The following is a 16693-nucleotide window of genomic DNA, read 5'->3' as shown; positions in this document are numbered from 1 at the left end:
GCGACCACCACAAGACAGCCGCTGGCAACCGCCCCGCGGGCCACCGGCATTGGCCCTGCGGCGCAACCACCGGCACGACAACCCGGGCCCGCCCGCCACAGGACGGCCGCCGGAAAACGGCCCCCGGGCGGCCGGGAACCCCCGGGCCGCCGGCGTCAGCCGAGCGGCGCGAGCACGAAGCAGACCCCGTCGCAGGACCGCCCGGAACACGGCAACCCAGGCCCGCCGGCGTCAGCCGGCCTTGCGCTGGTTGAAGCGGAGCAGGTTGCCGGAGGGGTCGCGGAAGGCGCAGTCGCGGACGCCGTAGGGCTGGTCCATGGGCTCCTGGAGGACCTCGCCGCCCGCGTCGCGGATGCGCTCGAAGGTGGCGTCGACGTCACTGGTGGCGAAGATGACCCCGCGCAGCATGCCCTTGGCCAGCAGTTCGCTCATGGCCCGCTTGTCCGCGTCGGAGGCGCTGGGGTCCGCCAGGGGCGGTTCGAGGACGATCTCCACGCCCGGCTGGTCGGGAGAGCCGACCGTCACCCAGCGCATGCCCTCGAACCCCACGTCGTTGCGGACCTCCAGGCCGAGGACGTCGCGGTAGAAGGGAAGCGCCTTGTCGTGGTCGTCGACGGCGATGAAGCACTGCGACAGCGTGATGTCCATGCGGACCACGCTAGGCCCGCGCGGCCGGCTTCGCTTCCTTGTTCCTGACCGGCCTCGTGTACCGCTTCGCGACGCACGCCGGGATCGGCGCGCCCGGCCCGTGGTCGCGGGCGCGGTAGGCGCTCGGGGTCTCCCCCACGAGCTCGGTGAAGCGCGAGCTGAAGGAGCCGAGCGAGGTGCACCCCACCGCGAAGCAGACCTCCGTGACCGTGAGGTCGCCGCGCCGGAGCAGGGCCTTGGCGCGCTCGATCCGGCGCGTCATGAGGTAGCTGTACGGGCTCTCGCCGTACGCGGCACGGAAGCTGCGCGAGAAGTGGCCGGGGGACATCAGTGCCGTGCGGGCCAGCGCGGTGACGTCGAGGGGGTCCGCGTAGTCGCGGTCCATCGCGTCGCGGGCGCGCCGCAGCCGTACCAGGTCGTCCGGATTCACCGGCCCAGCATCGCACGGGGGGCGCGTTCGCCACGAGGATGCGCCATCATGGACTAAGCAAGCGCTCAGAAAGAGGTCCGCGTCACAGCGTCCAAGCCGTGACTCGCTCCGCTACGTACAGGTAACTTCCCAGAGAGTCCCAGCCGTACCCCCGCCGCCTCGTCGAGGAGTCGCGATGCCCGAAGCCGTGATCGTATCTGCCGCCCGTTCGCCCATCGGCCGGGCCGTCAAGGGGTCCCTGAAGGACCTGCGTCCCGACGACCTGACCGCCACGATCATCCAGGCGGCCCTCGCCAAGGTGCCGCAGCTGGACCCGCGCGAGATCGACGACCTGATGCTGGGCTGCGGCCTGCCCGGCGGCGAGCAGGGCCACAACCTGGGCCGGATCGTGGCCGTGCAGATGGGCATGGACCACCTCCCGGGCTGCACGGTCACGCGCTACTGCTCCTCCTCGCTGCAGACGACCCGGATGGCGCTGCACGCGATCAAGGCGGGCGAGGGCGACGTCTTCGTCTCGGCCGGCGTCGAGACCGTGTCCCGGTTCGTCAACGGCAGCTCCGACGGCATGCCCGGCACCCACAACCCGCTCTTCGCGGAGGCCGAGGCCCGCACCGCGGCCCGCGCCGCGCAGGGCGGCGGCGAGTGGCACGACCCGCGCGAGGACGGCCTGGTCCCGGACGCGTACATCGCGATGGGCCAGACCGCGGAGAACCTGGCCGCCCTCAAGGGCGTCACCCGGGCCGACCAGGACGAGTTCGGCGTCCGCTCGCAGAACCTGGCCGAGCAGGCCATCGAGAAGGGCTTCTGGGAGCGGGAGATCACCCCGGTGACCCTGCCCGACGGCACGGTCGTCGCGAAGGACGACGGCCCGCGCGCCGGCGTCACCCTGGAGGCCGTGCAGGGCCTGAAGCCGGTCTTCCGCCCCGACGGCACCGTGACCGCCGGCAACTGCTGCCCGTTGAACGACGGCGCCGCGGCGCTGGTCGTCATGAGCGACACCAAGGCGCGCGAGCTCGGCATCACGCCGCTCGCCCGGGTCGTCTCCACCGGCGTCTCCGGCCTGTCCCCGGAGATCATGGGCCTCGGCCCGGTCGAGGCCTCCCGCCAGGCGCTGCGGCGGGCCGGGCTGACCATCGACGACATCGACCTGGTCGAGATCAACGAGGCCTTCGCCGCGCAGGTCATCCCCTCCTACCGGGAGCTGGGCGTCGACCTCGACAAGCTCAACGTCAACGGCGGCGCGATCGCGGTCGGCCACCCCTTCGGCATGACGGGCGCCCGCATCACCACCACGCTCATCAACTCCCTCCAGTGGCACGACAAGCAGTTCGGCCTGGAGACCATGTGCGTCGGCGGCGGCCAGGGCATGGCCATGGTCATCGAGCGCCTGTCGTAACGGACCCCCTACGGCCCCCTGCGGGGCCCTCGGACATACGTTCGAGGCACAAGTCGCAATCGAACCGCCCCCGGGATGTGACCTAATCCCGGGGGCGGTCGTTTATGCAGGTCAGGGGTGTGCCACCCCTGCGGTCCGAGACTTTCGACCCTCCCATTTCGTGACGTTCCGCACTGCAGAGGCCATGGATTCCGGTGCAGAGTGGTGGTGTACAGGGGGCCAGGCTCGGGAAAGCACAGTCGGGAGTACGCCAGTGAGCGCCATGTTCCTCGTCCTGCTGACGGGTGCGGCAACCGCCGTGGCCGCCGGCGCCGCCGCGCTGCTCGCCACACGCGGCGTACGTCGTGACGTCGCGGCTCTGCGCGCGGACCTGGCCGAGGCCCGTGCCGCACGGGCGACCGCGGTGCCCGCGGCGCGCAGCACTCCGGACGCCGAGGCCATCCGCACGGCCGTCGCCGACGCGCTCGCCGACGAGCGGGAGCGCGAACTGGCCGAGGCACGCGCCTTCTGGGCCGCGCAGGAGGCCCCCCTGGGCTACGGGACGGGCGAGGCCGGCGAGGCCCTCGTCGACCCGCAGTTCGACGCCCAGCTCTTCGGCGGCCCAGGCGCAGGTCCCGTGCCCGGCACCGCGGGGACCGACTACGAGGTGCTCCCGTACGGCCCGTTCCTGCCCCGGCAGGCCGACCTCGCGGGCCTGGAGCCCGGCGGCCCGGTGCCCCTGCGACACCCCTCCGACCCCGACTTCGGCGTCCCCGCGCCGGTCGTGGCCAACCAGGAGCAGACCGCCGAGCGGCTCTCCGAACTCGCCGACCTGCGGATGCCGCTCGCCGACGTCCGGCCCGGCCCGCTCGGCACGCTCGACGTGTACGTCTTCGCCGACGGCACCACGCTCTGCATGACCCCGGGCGACCGGGACACCGCCGACCGCCTCTGCGAGGCCCTGGACCGCGGCGAGTCCCCGGTCCTGCTGGGCGGCTCCGCCGTCGCCGGCGGCTACGCGCTGACCTTCACCTACGGCGAGGAGTCCGTCTACGTGCTGGCCGACCGGGTGGTCGCCTCGCTGTAGCCGGCCCCTAGAGACCGCAGCGCGCGGCCGTGTCCCGGATCAGGGACACGGCCGCGTCGCGTACGTCCGCCAGTTCGGGGTGGGGTTCCAGCGCGGCGGCCAGGTCGTGGGCGGCCACCGAGAGCTGGTCGCCGATCGCGAAGACCCCCTCGTCCGACATCGTCAGCGGTTCCCGCCCGGGGGACTCGATCCGCTGTGCGCGGACGGCCAGTTCACGGGCGAGCTCCAGGCCCTCGCGGGCCACCTCGCCGCGGAGCCGGCTCTGCGGCAGGGAACGGTAACGGGACGCCAGGAGACCGGCGGCGTCGCGGAGCGTCGTACAGTCGAGCACCCGGCGAGCCTACCGGTGCGTACACACAACCGAGCGCGTCGCACTGTTGCCAACGGTCGACGGCTCAGGCACGGTGGGGTGACCGGAACGCATACCGGAGGCGCCGATGTCACAGACCTTCTCGGAAGAGACCCACCGGAACCTGCTCTCCCACATCCCGCAATGCACCGGCCGCGAGATCGGCGAATGGCTTCGCACGGTCGACGACGGGCCCGCATTCCTCCGCTTCGATGAGAAAGTCAGCTGGCTCCGCAGCGAGCACGACCTTTCCTACGGACACGCCAAGGCGATCGTCCACGAATACGACCTGAGGCGGGCCGCGCGGAGGTTCGGCTGACGCGCCTCCCCCACCGCGCATGCGAACGGGCCCCGAAAGGCACTGCCTCCGGGGCCCGTTGACTGTCCCTCGCGGGTCAGCGCACTCAGTCGTCGCCCCGCAGGATCGCGATCAGCCGCAGCATCTCCAGGTAGATCCAGACCAGGGAGAGCGTCAGGCCGAAGGCCGCCAGCCAGGACTCCTGGCGCGGAGCGCCGTACTGGATGCCGTCCTCGATCTGCTTGAAGTCCAGCGACAGGAAGAACGCGCCCAGCGCGATCCCGATGACGCCGACCACGATGCCCAGCGCACCGCTGCGCAGGCCCAGGCCGTCACCGCCGCCGATCATGGCGGCGATCAGGTTGACGAACATCAGGATGACGAAGCCGATGGCGATCGCCATGCCGATGCGGGTGTAGCGCGCGGTGACCCGGATGAGGCGCGTGCGGTACGCCACCAGCATGCCGACGAAGACCGCCATGGTCCCCAGCACGGCCTGCAGCGGGATGCCCGGCCACATGAAGTTGAGGATCTTGCTCCAGATCCCGAGGAAGACGCCCTCGAAGACCGCGTAGCCGAGGATCAGCGCGGGCGAGGCCTCACGCTTGAACGACTGGATCAGGCCCAGGACCAGGGCGACGAGCGAGGCGCCGATCGCCAGGCCGTAGCTCTTCTCCGAGACCGGCAGCACGAACCATGCCACGAGCGCGCCGAGCACCACGGTGCCCAGGGTCATGGCGGTGCGCATGACGACGTCGTCCATCGTCATCCGGCCGGTCTGCGCGGGGGCGGCCGGCGGGGCCTGGTACGTGGTGTCGTGGGGGTTGCTGCCCGCGTACGGGTTCGTGCCCGCGTAGGGGTTCGCGCCCGTGCCGGGCCCGCCCTGCGCCTGCGGCTGACCGCCGAAGCCCGCGTAGCCCTCCCCGCGGGAGAACCCACGCCGCGAGAAGACCGGGTTGCTGCTCCTCATCTGTCACTCCTCCATGGCCGCGCGATACGGCTTCGCACCAAGAGTAATGGTATGGCAAAGCGGGTCGCCTACGCCTCAAGGAGGATCTTTTGCGCCACCCGCCATGCCTGCCACCACGCCTTTTCCCCGTCTCAGCGGCGCCACACCGCCCGGGGACGGACGGCGGGTGCCGGGGAGGGGAAGCCCCCTCCCCGGCACCCGCCGGACGTCGGGTCGTCGATCAGCGACGCGTCGCCAGGATCTCGCTCAGCACGTCGTGCACGTAGGTGTTGGCGTGCTTGCCGGTGAAGCGGTCCGCCAGCGGGCCGGCCGCGGTGACCGGGACGTCCACGCCGGTGTGACCCGAGGTGGTCCAGTCCATGTAGAAGGTCTTGTCGCTGCCGCGGATGCTGAACGGACCGTCCTCGGCGGAGATGCCGTCGCCGGACTCGTCGGCCGCGTCGGCCTCCTCGACGGCCAGGCCGCCGGTCTCGTGGTCACCCGTGACGACCAGCAGGGTGTCGGGGTGGGTGGCGACGTAGGCGCGGGCCACGGCCACGGCCTTCTCCAGCTCCTGCATGGACTGCAGGGTGCGGGTGCCGTTGTTGGAGTGCGCGAACTCGTCGGTGCCCTCCTCCTCGACCATGAGGAAGAAGCCCTTCTTGTTCTTGTCCAGCGTGCTCAGGGCCTTGCTGGTCATGGTGGACAGGCCGACCACCGGGTTGTAGACGTCGCCCTGGCCCTCGGGGCGCTGCTGGAACATCTCCTCGTTGGCGAAGAGGCCGAGGAGCTTGCCGCCCTTGGCGCGGTTCAGCTGGTCCGCGCTGTGGACGTAGGAGTAACCGGCCTTCTGGGCCTTCTTGATCAGGTCGCCCTTGGTGCCCTTGCTCGCCTCGGACGTGTCCTCGGCGGGCTTGTCCTGGAAGGCGCCGGCGTCGCCCGCGGGCAGCCACCAGTCCTCGCCACCGCCCAGGATGACGTCGGGCTTGCTGACCTCGATGTACTGGCGCGCGATCTCGTCCTGCGCCGACCGGTTGGCGGTGCTGGAGAAGAAGGCGGCCGGGGACGCGTCGGTGACCTGCGCGGTCGTGACGAGACCGGTGGCCTTGCCGGCGGCCTTGGCCTGCTGGCCCAGGGTGGCCAGCGGGTTGCCGTCCACGTCGACGCTGATCGCGCCGTTGTAGGTCTTCTCACCGGTGGCCCACGCGGTCGCGGCCGCGGCGGAGTCGGTGATGATGGCCTTCGGGTCGTCGGGCTCGGTGGTCAGCTGGCCCGAGTAGGGGAGCTTGTCCATCGCGAGCTGACCGTTCAGGCCGCTCAGGTGCAGGCGCGCGGCCTGCCGGGCAGCGGCACCCATGCCGTCGCCGTTGATGAAGATGACGTTCTTCGCGGCCGGGGCCTTGCCCTTGCCTGCGGTCTGGGGAGCCGTGGCCGACGCACCCAGCGTCGGGTTGATCACCATGGTCACCACCGCGGCAGCGGCGGCGGCCGCCACCGGCGCGGCGAACCGTCGGGCCCTGCGAACACCCTCGGACACAACGACCTCCGTTGCTCACTGCTTGCCATTGCTTGGTCGTGAACTTAGGAGCCTTAGGGGGAAGGTTGACTAAGCGCAGATGTCCAGAACGCAACGGAACCTTCAGGTGACGGTAAAAGCGTAGGCCCGGACTTGTCCGTACAGGTAGCCCGGGCGCCACGCCGCACAGGGCCGCACACCCCCCTGTTTCCGGCCCGTTCGCGCAGATCATCGCGGTCGCGCGGGCCCGCGATGCGCGCAGCGCGGAGGGGTCCTGGACGGCCCTGCGGCCCGCTCACACCGCTTTCGCGCCCGGCAGGGCGATGGTGAAGTCGTCCTCGACCGGCGGGTCCAGCTCGTGCGCGAGCAGGCCCGTGGCGGCGAAGCAGCGCACGCGCACGGCGGAGGGGCTGACGTCCAGCCGCAGGAAGCTCTTGAAGAACGGCGGGCTGTACGTCGCCGAGCCCGGGGAGAGCAGGCGGGTGAGCATCCGGCGGACGGGCAGGCGTAGCCGGCGCCTGCGGTCCGGGCGGGGCGGGGCGCCCAGGACGCTCGCGACGAAACGGGTCCGCAGGGTCACCCGGGCGCCCGTGGTCCGGGTGGCCGCGACGCCGAGCCGCCGGGCGAGGACCGCTGACGCCTCGTCGGGGGTCAGGTCGAACAGCCGGCGCAGGTGGAGGCGTCGGCCGTAGAGCCGGCTGTAGAAGGCGAGGGAGTCGCCGCGCATCGGGTAGCAGCGGAAGCGGTCCTCGGTGACGCCGCCGACCTCCACCCGGGGGATCGTGTGGGTGGCGTGCATGAAGGCGCCCCCGCCGCCGGAGACGACGTACTCGATCCTGCGGCCGTCCACGTCGACCGGGTAGCGCTGGTAGTTGTGGATGTCGCCGCCGATCACGGCGACGAAGTTGCGCTCCGGGTCACGGACGACCTCGTCCACCGTGCCGCCGCCCTCGACGGCGCAGGGGTGGTGCTCGCCGTCCACGTAGATCGGGGAGCCGGTGACGAGGATCTTGGGGCGGGGGCCGAGCGAGACCCGGCGCAGCCACTCGCCCTGCTCCCGGTCGATGTCGCCGAGCAGGCCGGTGTCGATGCCTATGATCCGTATCGGCCCCGAGTCGATCGCCCAGTACGGGCCGGGCTGGGAGGCCGTCTGGGAGGGCGCCGAGCGCATCAGGCGGGCCGCGTCGAGCCGGGCGTCGTCCGGCACGTCGGGCTTCGCCCACAGCAGGGTGCGCCACCAGGCGCGGGACAGCGGACGGGGGCGCGGCACGGGCGGCAGGGCGGGGGCGCGGCAGAACACCCGCATGAAGCCGGTCAGTCCGTCGTACCAGTCGTGGTTCCCGGGGATGGCGTACACGGGGGCGTCGTAGTCCCGGTAGGGCCGGAAGAACTTGGTGTCGTACTCGTCGGCGCTGCCGACCGGGTAGAGGACGTCGCTGCAGATCACGGCGTAGCGGGTGCCGGCGCCTGCCTTGAGCATCCCGGGGACGACGGCGTACTGCGGGTCGTCGCCCTCGCCGGTGTCGCCGAGGAGGAGGAAGGAGAACGCGTCGGGGTCGTCCCGCTCGATCACCAGGTCCGCGCCGGCCGCCCCCCGCTGCCGCTGGCCGTCCACCCAGCGCTGCCGGTCCCGGCCGGTCGGATCGCCGAACAGGGAGGCGAGCGGCCCGTTGCGGGCCTTCCACAGGGTCGCCGGGTCCAGCCACGAGAGGTTGACCACCCGGGCCGGCATCAACTCACGGTAGGCGCCGGGCTGCTGGCTCTCCCAGCCGGCGCCGGCCAGGGATTCACGCGAGGAGTCGGACACGGGCGCACTGTAGCAACCGGCCCGGACACCGCCCCCGGCGCCCGCGACTCCCCTCAGTCCTGGGCGTCCTGCGGGTACCAGCGCAGTTCCACCGTGTTGCCGTCCGGGTCCGAGACGTACGTCGACAGAGCCTCGCCGCGCGCGCCGAACCGCCGCACACCGGCCTCCAGGACCGTGAACACCCCCGAGGCGACGACCTCTTCCCAGTCCAGCGGCTCCACGGTGAGGCAGATGTGGTCGACGTTGGACTCGCCGCGGGGGCCCGCGACCAGGTCGATGATGGTCTCCGGGGTGATCCGCACCGACGGGAACGGGGCCTTCCCGGCGCGCCATTCGTCCACGCGCACCGGCTCCAGGCCGAGCGGCCCGGTGTAGAAGGCCAGGGACCGCTCGACGTCGGCGACGTTGAGGACCAGGTGGTCGAAGGCCTTCACACGCAGCACGGTCATGTCTCCTCCAGTTGTGGTGTGCCGGGCGTCCCTCACGGGCCGGGGCAGGGTGGTCAGAAGGGCGCGAAGCAGACCGCGGCCAGGGTGCCGTGTTCCACGGTGTCGCGCGGCAGGGTGAGGCCGAAGTGGCGTTCGCCCATCTCCAGGATCTCGTCCTCCCCGTCGGCGTCGGGTGCGGAGGTCCCGTCGGGGAGGAGCAGGCCCACCTGCTGCATGGCCGGCACCAGCCGGCCCGGGTCGTCGCCGCCGAGCTGGGCGGCCTCGACACCGGGCTCGAAGTCGCCGACGACCCGGCCGTCCTCGGCGTGGAGGAACCACCGGGGCGGGGTGCCGCTGTTGAGGTACACGACCGCCTCGGTCCCCCGGGAGACCTCCCGGAGGGTCCGGCGGTCCATGCCCTCGGCGCTCCAGTGCTCCAGGGCGAAGGCCCATCCGCCGCAGGTGCCGAGCCGGGCCACCGGCCCCTTCTCGAAGGCCCAGTGCATCGCGGCGTCGGCGGAGACTCCCGTGCGGATCGCACCGGGGTCGCCGTCCATCCGGCGGACCAGTTCGGCGACCTCCAGCCCGCGGGCGAAGGTCAGGCAGTAGGTGTCGAAGGCCCCGGCGATCCACCGGATCCCGTCGTCCGTCACAGGAACTCCCCCCGCACGATGTGTGGCTCCGCCGTACGCCGGAAGGATGACGCGCTCCTCCCCGCGGCCGGTCAGCCGCCACACTACGCACCGGGGCGGCCCCGCGGCGTCGGCGGGAGAGGTGGTGCCCGGAACCGGATTTGAACCGGTACGCCCGCAAGGGGCAGCGAGGTTTAAGCTCGCCGTGTCTGCATTCCACCATCCGGGCAGGGCGACGCCGGAGCGCAGTACGAGCCTATCCGGCGGGGCGGGTGGAACAGGGCCCCGGAATCGTCATGTTGTCTGATTTTAAGGCTGCCTGACGAGCCATCAGATTTGACCGGTCCGGAGGAAAGCACAGGCCCGGGGCGGTCCGGGCAGCGGACCCGGCTCCCCGCAGATGACGCGAAATCGCTTCCACCCGGAGGCGGGATCTCGGGGTCCCCGTCATACCCGAGTAGTACGCGGGGGTCCGCGCGTACCTCTCGGGACTGCCTGCAGAACCACGATGTGGATGGATCCCGACGACGTCTCCCGTCGGGACGATGGACGGGTCCGATCGACTCCCCCGTCCCGACAGGAGCAGCGTGCCGTGACCACCACCACCGCACACCCCACCGCCACGGCCACGGCCGCCCGTGCCGTCGACCTCAGCAAGGTCTACGGAGAGGGCGAGACCCGGGTCGTCGCGCTCGACGCGGTGTCGGTCGAGTTCCGCGCCGGCGAGTTCACCGCGATCATGGGGCCCTCGGGCTCGGGCAAGTCCACGCTGATGCACTGCATGGCGGGCCTGGACACGGTCTCCTCCGGCTCCGCGCGGATCGGTGACACCGAGCTGTCCGCGCTCAAGGACAAGCAGCTCACCCAGCTCCGCCGGGACAAGATCGGCTTCGTCTTCCAGGCGTTCAACCTGCTGCCGACGCTCACCGCCGCGGAGAACATCACGCTCCCGATGGACATCGCCGGCCGCAAGGCCGACAAGCAGTGGCTGGACCGCGTCGTGGAGACCGTCGGGCTGTCCGAGCGGCTGTCGCACCGGCCGTCCCAGCTCTCCGGCGGTCAGCAGCAGCGCGTCGCGGTCGCCCGGGCGCTGGCGAGCCGGCCCGAGATCATCTTCGCCGACGAGCCGACCGGCAACCTCGACTCCCGTTCCGGCGCGGAGATCCTCGGCTTCCTCCGCAACTCCGTGAAGGAGCTCGGCCAGACCGTCGTCATGGTCACCCACGACCCGGTCGCCGCCTCCTACGCGGACCGCGTGGTCTTCCTCGCCGACGGCCGGATCGTCGACGAGCTGCACGGCCCGACCGCGGACACGGTGCTGGAGCGCATGAAGCGCTTCGACGCCAAGGGCCGCACCAGCTGATCCCCGCCGCCGACCACGAGCCACGACCGAGAGACAAGCCCTGACATGTTCCGTACCGCCCTGCGCAACGTCCTCGCGCACAAGGCCAGACTGCTGATGACCGTGCTCGCCGTGATGCTCGGCGTCTCCTTCGTCTCCGGCACCCTGGTGTTCACCGACACCATCGGCAACGCCCTCCGCAAGGCCTCCGCCCGGAGCTACTCCGACGTCTCGGTCGCCGTCACCTACGGCGACGTCGACCACCCGCTCCCCCAGCGGCTGGTGGACGAGATCCGCCGGCTGCCCGGCGCCGAGTCCACCACCGCGACCGTGACGGGCTTCACCGCCATCGCCGACAAGAAGGGCCGGCTGGTCGGCGACGGCTGGTCCACCCGCGGCGGCAACTACGCCGGTGCGAGCCGCTACCCGATGAGCGAGGGACGCGCCCCGCGGACCTCCGCCGAGATCGTGCTGGACTCCAGGACCGCCGAGCGGACGGGCTACGGCGTCGGCGACACCGTCCGGATGTCCATCGACGGCCCGGTGATGCGGCAGAAGGTCACCGGCGTCTTCCGCACGGACGACGGCAACGTCGCCGCGGGCGGCAGCCTGGTGCTCTTCGACACCGCCACGGCCCAGAAGCTCTTCGGCAAGCCGGGCACGTACGAGGAGATCGACGTCAAGGCGGCCCCGGGCACCGCGCAGGCCACGCTGAAGGCGGGGATCGAGAAGCTCCTGCCGCGCTACGCCAAGGACGCCACCGCGACCACCGGACAGCGACTGGCGGACGACGAGGCACGGCAGATCGCCTCCGACCTCAGCCAGTTCAACACCACCCTGCTCAGCTTCGCCGGCATCGCGCTCTTCGTGGGCATCTTCATCATCGCCAACACCTTCACGATGCTGGTCGCCCAGCGCACCAAGGAGCTGGCGCTGCTGCGCGCGGTCGGCGCCAGCCGCCGGCAGGTGACGCGTTCGGTGCTGGGTGAGGCCCTCGTCGTGGGCACGGTGGCCGGCGTGACCGGCTTCCTGCTGGGCATCGGCATCGCGGCCGTCATGCGGGCGGTGCTCGGCTCGGCGGGCGCGGAACTGCCCGACGGCGCCCTGGCCGTGCAGCCCGGCACGGCGGGCGTGGCGCTCGCGGTCGGTGTGGGCGTCACCGTGCTCGCCGCGTGGCTGCCGGCCCGCCGGGCCGCGAAGATCCCGCCGGTCGCGGCGATGAGCAGCGTGCACGCCCCGGCCACCGTCAAGGGCCTGCTGCTGCGCAACACGCTCGGCGCGCTGCTGTCGGCGGCCGGCATCGTCCTGGTGGTGGCCGGCTCGGGGATGAAGGACGGCGGCAACATGGTCCTCGGCGGCGGCGCCGGGCTGCTGCTGATCGGCGTCTTCGTCCTCACCCCGCTGCTGTCCCGGCCGGTGGTCGCCGCGGCCGCGCCGCTGCTGCGGCCCTTCGGGGTCACGGGCAAGCTCGCCCGGCAGAACTCGGTGCGCAACCCGCGCCGCACGGCCGCCACGGCCTCCGCCCTGATGATCGGCCTCACCCTGATCACCGCCCTCACGGTGGTGGCCATCTCGGTGAAGACCACGGTGGACGAGCTGGCGGCCGCCCATCTGAGGGCCGACTACCAGATCACCATGGCCACCGGCCAGAACCTGTCCCCCGAGGTGGCGAAGCAGGTCGCCGGCACCGACGGCGTCAGCGACTCCAGCGCCGTGCGCGACGCGCACACCGAGCTGGACGGCGAGGACGAGTGGGTCACCGGCGTCGACGCGCCGCAGATCGAACGGCTGCTGGCCCTGGACTTCACCCACGGCTCCCTGGCCGCGGCGCGCGGCGACTCCGTGGTCGTGGACTCCGACACCGCGAAGCGGCGCGGCTGGCACCTCGGGGAGAGCCTGCCGGTGCGCTACGACGACGGCACCAAGGGGCGGTTGACGATCGGCGGCGTCTTCGTGGGCGGCGACCTCATCAACGGCGTGATCATGGACAACGCCACGGTGACCCCGCACACCCCGAAGGCCGGGGACATGCGGGTGCTGGTGAAGATGGCCGACGGCCCCTCCGAGGCCCACCAGGACGCGCTGGTGAAGGCGCTCGGCGACAACCCGGTCGTCAAGGTGCAGGACAAGGCGGACATCTCCCGCGCGCTCAGCTCCACGATCGACCTGATGCTGAACATCCTCTACGGGCTGCTCGCGATGGCCGTGCTGGTGGCGGTGCTGGGCGTGATCAACACGCTGGCGATGTCGGTCTTCGAACGGCAGCACGAGATCGGCATGCTGCGGGCGATCGGACTGGACCGTGCCGCGGTCAAGCGGATGATCCGGCTGGAGTCCCTGGTGATCTCGCTCTTCGGCGCGGTGCTGGGCCTCGGCCTCGGGGTGTTCCTCGCCTGGGCGGTCGGCGGGCTGATCCGGCCCGAGCTGCCGAGCTACGCGATGGTGCTGCCCTGGGACCGGATCGCGGTCTTCGTGGCGATCGCCGCCGTGGTGGGTGTCCTGGCCGCGCTGTGGCCGGCCCGGAGGGCGGCCCGGCTGAACATGCTGGAGGCCATCAAGGCCGAGTAGCGGTACGGCGGCAGACGCCGGGGGCGGGGGCCGTGTGCGGCCCCCGCCCCCGGGCGCGTTCAGGCCTGCCGGCCCGTGCCCAGCCAGTCGGCCCGGGTGCGGGGCATCCCCGAGCCGCCGTCCTTCGTCGGGCGGACGGCGAGGACCTGGTTGACGCCGATGCGGTTCTGCTCGAAGGAGAGCGCGGAGGCCGCCATGTAGAGCCGCCAGACGCGGGCGCGGCCGGCCCCGGCGAGCCGGACGGCCTCCGGCCAGTGGGCCTCCAGGTTGGCCACCCACTGCCGCAGCGTCAGGGCGTAGTGCTCGCGGATCGCCTCCACGTCCCGTACCTCGAGCCCGGCCTCCTCCAGCCGGGCGACGGTGGAGCCGACCGGGGCCAGCTCGCCGTCGGGGAAGACGTACCGGTCGATGAACTCGTCGACGTGGTAGGCCTCCTCGTCCGCCCAGGGGCGGCGGCCGATCTGGTGGTTGAGCAGCCGCCCGCCGGGCCGCAGCAGCCCGTACAGCACCCCGGCGTACTGCCGGTAGCGCTCGCGGCCCACGTGCTCGGCCATGCCGATCGAGGAGATGGCGTCGTAGGGCCCGTCGTCGACCGCCCGGTAGTCCTGCACGCGGATCTCGATCCGGTCGGCCAGACCGGCGTCGGCGACCCGCTTGCGGGCGTAGGACGCCTGCTCGGTGGAGAGCGTGACGCCGGTGGCGCGGACGCCGTGGTGCTCGGCGGCGTGCATCACCATCGAGCCCCAGCCGCAGCCGACGTCCAGCAGCCGCTGCCCGGGCTGTAGTTGCAGCTTGCGGCAGATCAGGTCCAGCTTGGCCCGCTGGGCGTCCTCCAGGGTCGCGTCGGGCCCCTCCCAGTAGGCGCACGAGTAGACCATGGACGGGCCGAGCACCCGCTCGTAGAAGTCGTTGCCGACGTTGTAGTGGTGGCTGATCGCCTGCCGGTCGCGGACCGGGCTGTGCAGCACGCCGGAACGCCGGCGGACCTCCTCCGGCGGCGGGGGCGGCGGCAGACCGGGGCCGGCCAGGGCGAGGGCCTCGCGGGCCAGCCGGTAGGTGGCGGGGTCGCGCGCGATGCCGAGCAGCCGGCGCGGCGAGGTCCCGCCGCCCTCGGTGGGGCGCTCCCAGACGAGCCCGGAGAGCCGGTCCAGGGCCTCGTACAGGTCGCCCTCGACGTCGAGTTCACCGGCCACCCAGGCGCGGACCAGGCCGAGTTCGCCGGGCTTGTAGAGCAGCCGGCGCAACGCCCGGCGGTGCCGTACGACCAGGACCGGGGCGTCGGGGGGTCCGGTCTCGCTGCCGTCCCACGCGCGGATGCGCAGCGGGATGGGAACGCCGAGCGCCTGCTCGGCGAGGGCGGTCAGTCGTCCGGCCGCATCGGCCATGGCGCGTACCTCCGTGCCTCCATGAAGACGGGTCCACTGGGCTGGGAAACGGATGCGGGATACACCGACATTCCCGCACTACCGCTTCTTTACCTCTACCCATCTCATGTCCTGTGCCCCGGAGCCAGGGACACGGGCACGACGAAGGGCGCCCGCCCCACGGATGGCGGACGCCCTTCGGCCGTACTGCTACCTGCTCAGGCCTTGGCCTTCGCGGCTTCGGCGGGGACCGCCGCGGCCGGGACCGGCCTGGCGGCCTCGTAGAACTCCTCGCGCGGGTTCTCGATGGCGCCGAGCGAGACGACCTCGCGCTTGAGGAACATCGCCAGCGTCCAGTCGGCGAGCACCCGGATCTTGCGGTTGAAGGTCGGTACCGCCATGCCGTGGTAGCCACGGTGCATGTACCAGGCCAGGCGGCCCTTGAACTTCAGCTTCATCTTGCCGAAGCGGACCAGGGCGACGCCCTTGTGCAGGCCGAGGCCGGCCACGGCGCCCTTGTTGGCGTGCTTGTACTCCTTCTGCGGGAAGCCCCGCATGCCCGACACCACGTTGTCGCCGAGCACCTTGGCCTGGCGCAGCGCGTGCTGGGCGTTCGGCGGGCACCAGGCGCCGGGGCCGGAGGCCAGGTCGGGGACCTGGGCGTTGTCGCCGGCCGACCAGATGTAGTCGGTGCCCTGGACCTGGAGCGTCGCGGCGGTGTCCACGTGGCCGCGCGGGCCGAGCGGGAGGCCGTACTTGGCGAGCACCGGGTTGGGCTTGACGCCGGCCGTCCACACGATGGTGGAGGCGTCGACCTCCAGGCCGTTGGCGAGCACCACGTGCTTGTCGACGCAGGAGGTCATGGAGGTGCTGAGGTAGACCTCGATGCCGCGCTCGCGCAGGTGCTCCAGACCCCAGGTGCCCAGCTCGGGACCGACCTCGGGGAGGATCTTGTCGGCGGCGTCGACGAGGATGAACCGCATGTCCTCGCGCTTGACGTTGGTGTAGTACTTGGCCGCGTCGCGGGCCATGTCCTCCACCTCGCCGATGGTCTCGGCGCCGGCGAAGCCGCCGCCGACGAAGACGAAGGTGAGCGCCTTGCGGCGGACGTCCTCGTCAGTGGTGGAGTCGGCCTTGTCGAGCTGCTCCAGCACGTGGTTGCGCAGCCCGATGGCCTCCTCGACGCCCTTCATGCCGATGCCGTGCTCCGCGAGGCCCGGGATCGGGAAGGTGCGGGAGACCGCGCCCAGAGCGACCACCAGGTAGTCGAAGGGCAGCTCGTAGGTCTCGCCCACGAGCGGCTCGACGACCGCGACCTTGCGGTCCTGGTCGATGGTGGTGACCCGGCCGGTGAGGACCTCCGCCGTGGGGAGCACGCGGCGCAGCGGCACCACGACGTGGCGGGGGGAGATGCTGCCGGCGGCGGCCTCCGGCAGGAAGGGCTGGTACGTCATGTACGAGCGCGGGTCGACGACGGTGACCGTCGCTTCCGCGTAACGCATCTTCTTGAGGATGCGCCGCGCCGCGTACAGGCCGACGTACCCTCCGCCTACTACGAGGATCCTGGGACGCTCCGTGGTGCTCATGCTTCGAGTATTCACCACGCCCCAGGGGGTACCTCGTGAGCCCCTTCACAAGGTTTCCGGTGCCCTCTGCTACACTGCGCCGCTTCGTGATCAGGACCACAGCGCCCGGGGGGAACCCGGCGGGCCGCGCGGGCGTTGAGCGCCCGCTCCGACCAGCGGCGATCGGCATCCGGGGGCACCTCTTCACGGTCCCGCAACACAGCCGAAACACGTGGGCAGCAAGGGTTCTTGGGGCTCCTGGGGGACCCGGCCGCGGGGAGTTGGGCCGTCCGGCGGGAACTTTCATGTGAAGAAATTCACGAACTTCGCGGGGC

At 71.8% G+C, this 16693-nt stretch carries 15 protein-coding genes and 1 tRNA gene; 5 read left to right on the top strand and 11 right to left on the bottom strand.

Annotated features, from left to right (window positions below; all coding sequences use genetic code 11):
- Positions 1-231: 231 nt before the first annotated feature.
- A complete protein-coding gene (locus tag ABZ479_RS14970; RefSeq protein ID WP_499600227.1) occupies positions 232-648 on the bottom strand; it encodes a VOC family protein in 417 nt (138 codons plus the stop codon).
- Positions 649-658: 10 nt separating this feature from the next.
- Positions 659-1078 carry a helix-turn-helix transcriptional regulator gene (locus ABZ479_RS14965; RefSeq protein ID WP_499600226.1) on the bottom strand — a complete coding sequence of 140 codons (420 nt, stop codon included), beginning with the start codon at positions 1076-1078 and terminating at the stop codon, positions 659-661.
- 175 nt (positions 1079-1253) lie between these two features.
- On the opposite strand from ABZ479_RS14965, the gene ABZ479_RS14960 reads away from it, so the two are divergent.
- Complete coding sequence (locus ABZ479_RS14960; protein WP_500461976.1) at positions 1254-2474, top strand: acetyl-CoA C-acetyltransferase; 1221 nt, start codon at positions 1254-1256, stop codon at positions 2472-2474.
- A 253-nt stretch (positions 2475-2727) separates the two neighbouring features.
- Entirely contained in the window at positions 2728-3540 is an 813-nt protein-coding gene (locus ABZ479_RS14955; RefSeq protein ID WP_500461975.1) for a hypothetical protein, read from the top strand.
- Between the two features lie 7 nt (positions 3541-3547).
- Here the strand turns inward: ABZ479_RS14955 and ABZ479_RS14950 are convergent, their stop codons facing one another.
- Entirely contained in the window at positions 3548-3871 is a 324-nt protein-coding gene (locus ABZ479_RS14950; RefSeq protein WP_500461974.1) for a hypothetical protein, read from the bottom strand.
- 106 nt (positions 3872-3977) lie between these two features.
- Between ABZ479_RS14950 and ABZ479_RS14945 the strand changes: the two genes are divergently transcribed.
- The gene (locus ABZ479_RS14945; RefSeq protein ID WP_500461973.1) at positions 3978-4208 is read left to right on the top strand and encodes a DUF4287 domain-containing protein; all 231 of its coding nucleotides are present in this window, start codon (positions 3978-3980) and stop codon (positions 4206-4208) included.
- An 85-nt stretch (positions 4209-4293) separates the two neighbouring features.
- On the opposite strand, the gene ABZ479_RS14940 is transcribed toward ABZ479_RS14945, so the two are convergent.
- The 6 genes from ABZ479_RS14940 to ABZ479_RS14915 all read right to left on the bottom strand — a co-directional run bounded on the left by ABZ479_RS14940 (position 4294) and on the right by ABZ479_RS14915 (position 9748).
- Positions 4294-5157 (bottom strand): Bax inhibitor-1/YccA family protein, encoded by an 864-nt coding sequence (locus tag ABZ479_RS14940; RefSeq protein ID WP_500461972.1) that lies wholly within the window; start codon positions 5155-5157, stop codon positions 4294-4296.
- Between the two features lie 220 nt (positions 5158-5377).
- Positions 5378-6673, bottom strand: coding sequence for an alkaline phosphatase (locus ABZ479_RS14935; RefSeq protein WP_500461971.1), 1296 nt, complete (start codon positions 6671-6673; stop codon positions 5378-5380).
- A 274-nt stretch (positions 6674-6947) separates the two neighbouring features.
- Positions 6948-8459 (bottom strand): metallophosphoesterase family protein, encoded by a 1512-nt coding sequence (locus ABZ479_RS14930; protein ID WP_500461970.1) that lies wholly within the window; start codon positions 8457-8459, stop codon positions 6948-6950.
- Between the two features lie 53 nt (positions 8460-8512).
- Positions 8513-8908, bottom strand: coding sequence for a VOC family protein (locus ABZ479_RS14925; protein ID WP_500461969.1), 396 nt, complete (start codon positions 8906-8908; stop codon positions 8513-8515).
- Positions 8909-8961: 53 nt separating this feature from the next.
- Positions 8962-9540, bottom strand: coding sequence for a DUF6461 domain-containing protein (locus ABZ479_RS14920; protein WP_500461968.1), 579 nt, complete (start codon positions 9538-9540; stop codon positions 8962-8964).
- A 122-nt stretch (positions 9541-9662) separates the two neighbouring features.
- A tRNA-Leu gene (locus ABZ479_RS14915) sits at positions 9663-9748 on the bottom strand.
- A gap of 363 nt (positions 9749-10111) precedes the next feature.
- On the opposite strand from ABZ479_RS14915, the gene ABZ479_RS14910 reads away from it, so the two are divergent.
- Both ABZ479_RS14910 and ABZ479_RS14905 read left to right on the top strand, forming a co-directional pair.
- Entirely contained in the window at positions 10112-10882 is a 771-nt protein-coding gene (locus tag ABZ479_RS14910; protein WP_500461967.1) for an ABC transporter ATP-binding protein, read from the top strand.
- 45 nt (positions 10883-10927) lie between these two features.
- On the top strand, positions 10928-13429 hold the full coding sequence (locus ABZ479_RS14905) for an ABC transporter permease (protein WP_500461966.1): 2502 nt from the start codon (positions 10928-10930) through the stop codon (positions 13427-13429).
- Between the two features lie 59 nt (positions 13430-13488).
- Here the strand turns inward: ABZ479_RS14905 and ABZ479_RS14900 are convergent, their stop codons facing one another.
- Together ABZ479_RS14900 and ABZ479_RS14895 are read right to left on the bottom strand one after the other, a co-directional pair.
- Positions 13489-14814 carry a class I SAM-dependent methyltransferase gene (locus ABZ479_RS14900; RefSeq protein ID WP_500461965.1) on the bottom strand — a complete coding sequence of 442 codons (1326 nt, stop codon included), beginning with the start codon at positions 14812-14814 and terminating at the stop codon, positions 13489-13491.
- 197 nt (positions 14815-15011) lie between these two features.
- On the bottom strand, positions 15012-16379 hold the full coding sequence (locus tag ABZ479_RS14895) for an NAD(P)/FAD-dependent oxidoreductase (protein WP_500461964.1): 1368 nt from the start codon (positions 16377-16379) through the stop codon (positions 15012-15014).
- Positions 16380-16693: the final 314 nt, after the last annotated feature.

Source organism: Streptomyces sp. NPDC005722, assembly GCF_040630935.1.
Lineage (GTDB): Bacteria > Actinomycetota > Actinomycetes > Streptomycetales > Streptomycetaceae > Actinacidiphila.
Note: the sequence above shows the minus strand (reverse complement) of the source record. Positions and strands in the feature narration are given on the sequence as shown.

What these genes read in the sequence shown, in the direction of transcription:
- ABZ479_RS14970 (WP_499600227.1), bottom strand. Translation starts at nt 648, where the DNA reads ATGGACATCACGCTGTCGCAGTGCTTCATCGCCGTCGACGACCACGAC.
- ABZ479_RS14960 (WP_500461976.1), top strand. Translation starts at nt 1,254, where the DNA reads ATGCCCGAAGCCGTGATCGTATCTGCCGCCCGTTCGCCCATCGGCCGG.
- ABZ479_RS14945 (WP_500461973.1), top strand. Translation starts at nt 3,978, where the DNA reads ATGTCACAGACCTTCTCGGAAGAGACCCACCGGAACCTGCTCTCCCAC.
- ABZ479_RS14940 (WP_500461972.1), bottom strand. Translation starts at nt 5,157, where the DNA reads ATGAGGAGCAGCAACCCGGTCTTCTCGCGGCGTGGGTTCTCCCGCGGG.
- ABZ479_RS14925 (WP_500461969.1), bottom strand. Translation starts at nt 8,908, where the DNA reads ATGACCGTGCTGCGTGTGAAGGCCTTCGACCACCTGGTCCTCAACGTC.
- ABZ479_RS14905 (WP_500461966.1), top strand. Translation starts at nt 10,928, where the DNA reads ATGTTCCGTACCGCCCTGCGCAACGTCCTCGCGCACAAGGCCAGACTG.
- ABZ479_RS14900 (WP_500461965.1), bottom strand. Translation starts at nt 14,814, where the DNA reads ATGGCCGATGCGGCCGGACGACTGACCGCCCTCGCCGAGCAGGCGCTC.
- ABZ479_RS14895 (WP_500461964.1), bottom strand. Translation starts at nt 16,379, where the DNA reads ATGAGCACCACGGAGCGTCCCAGGATCCTCGTAGTAGGCGGAGGGTAC.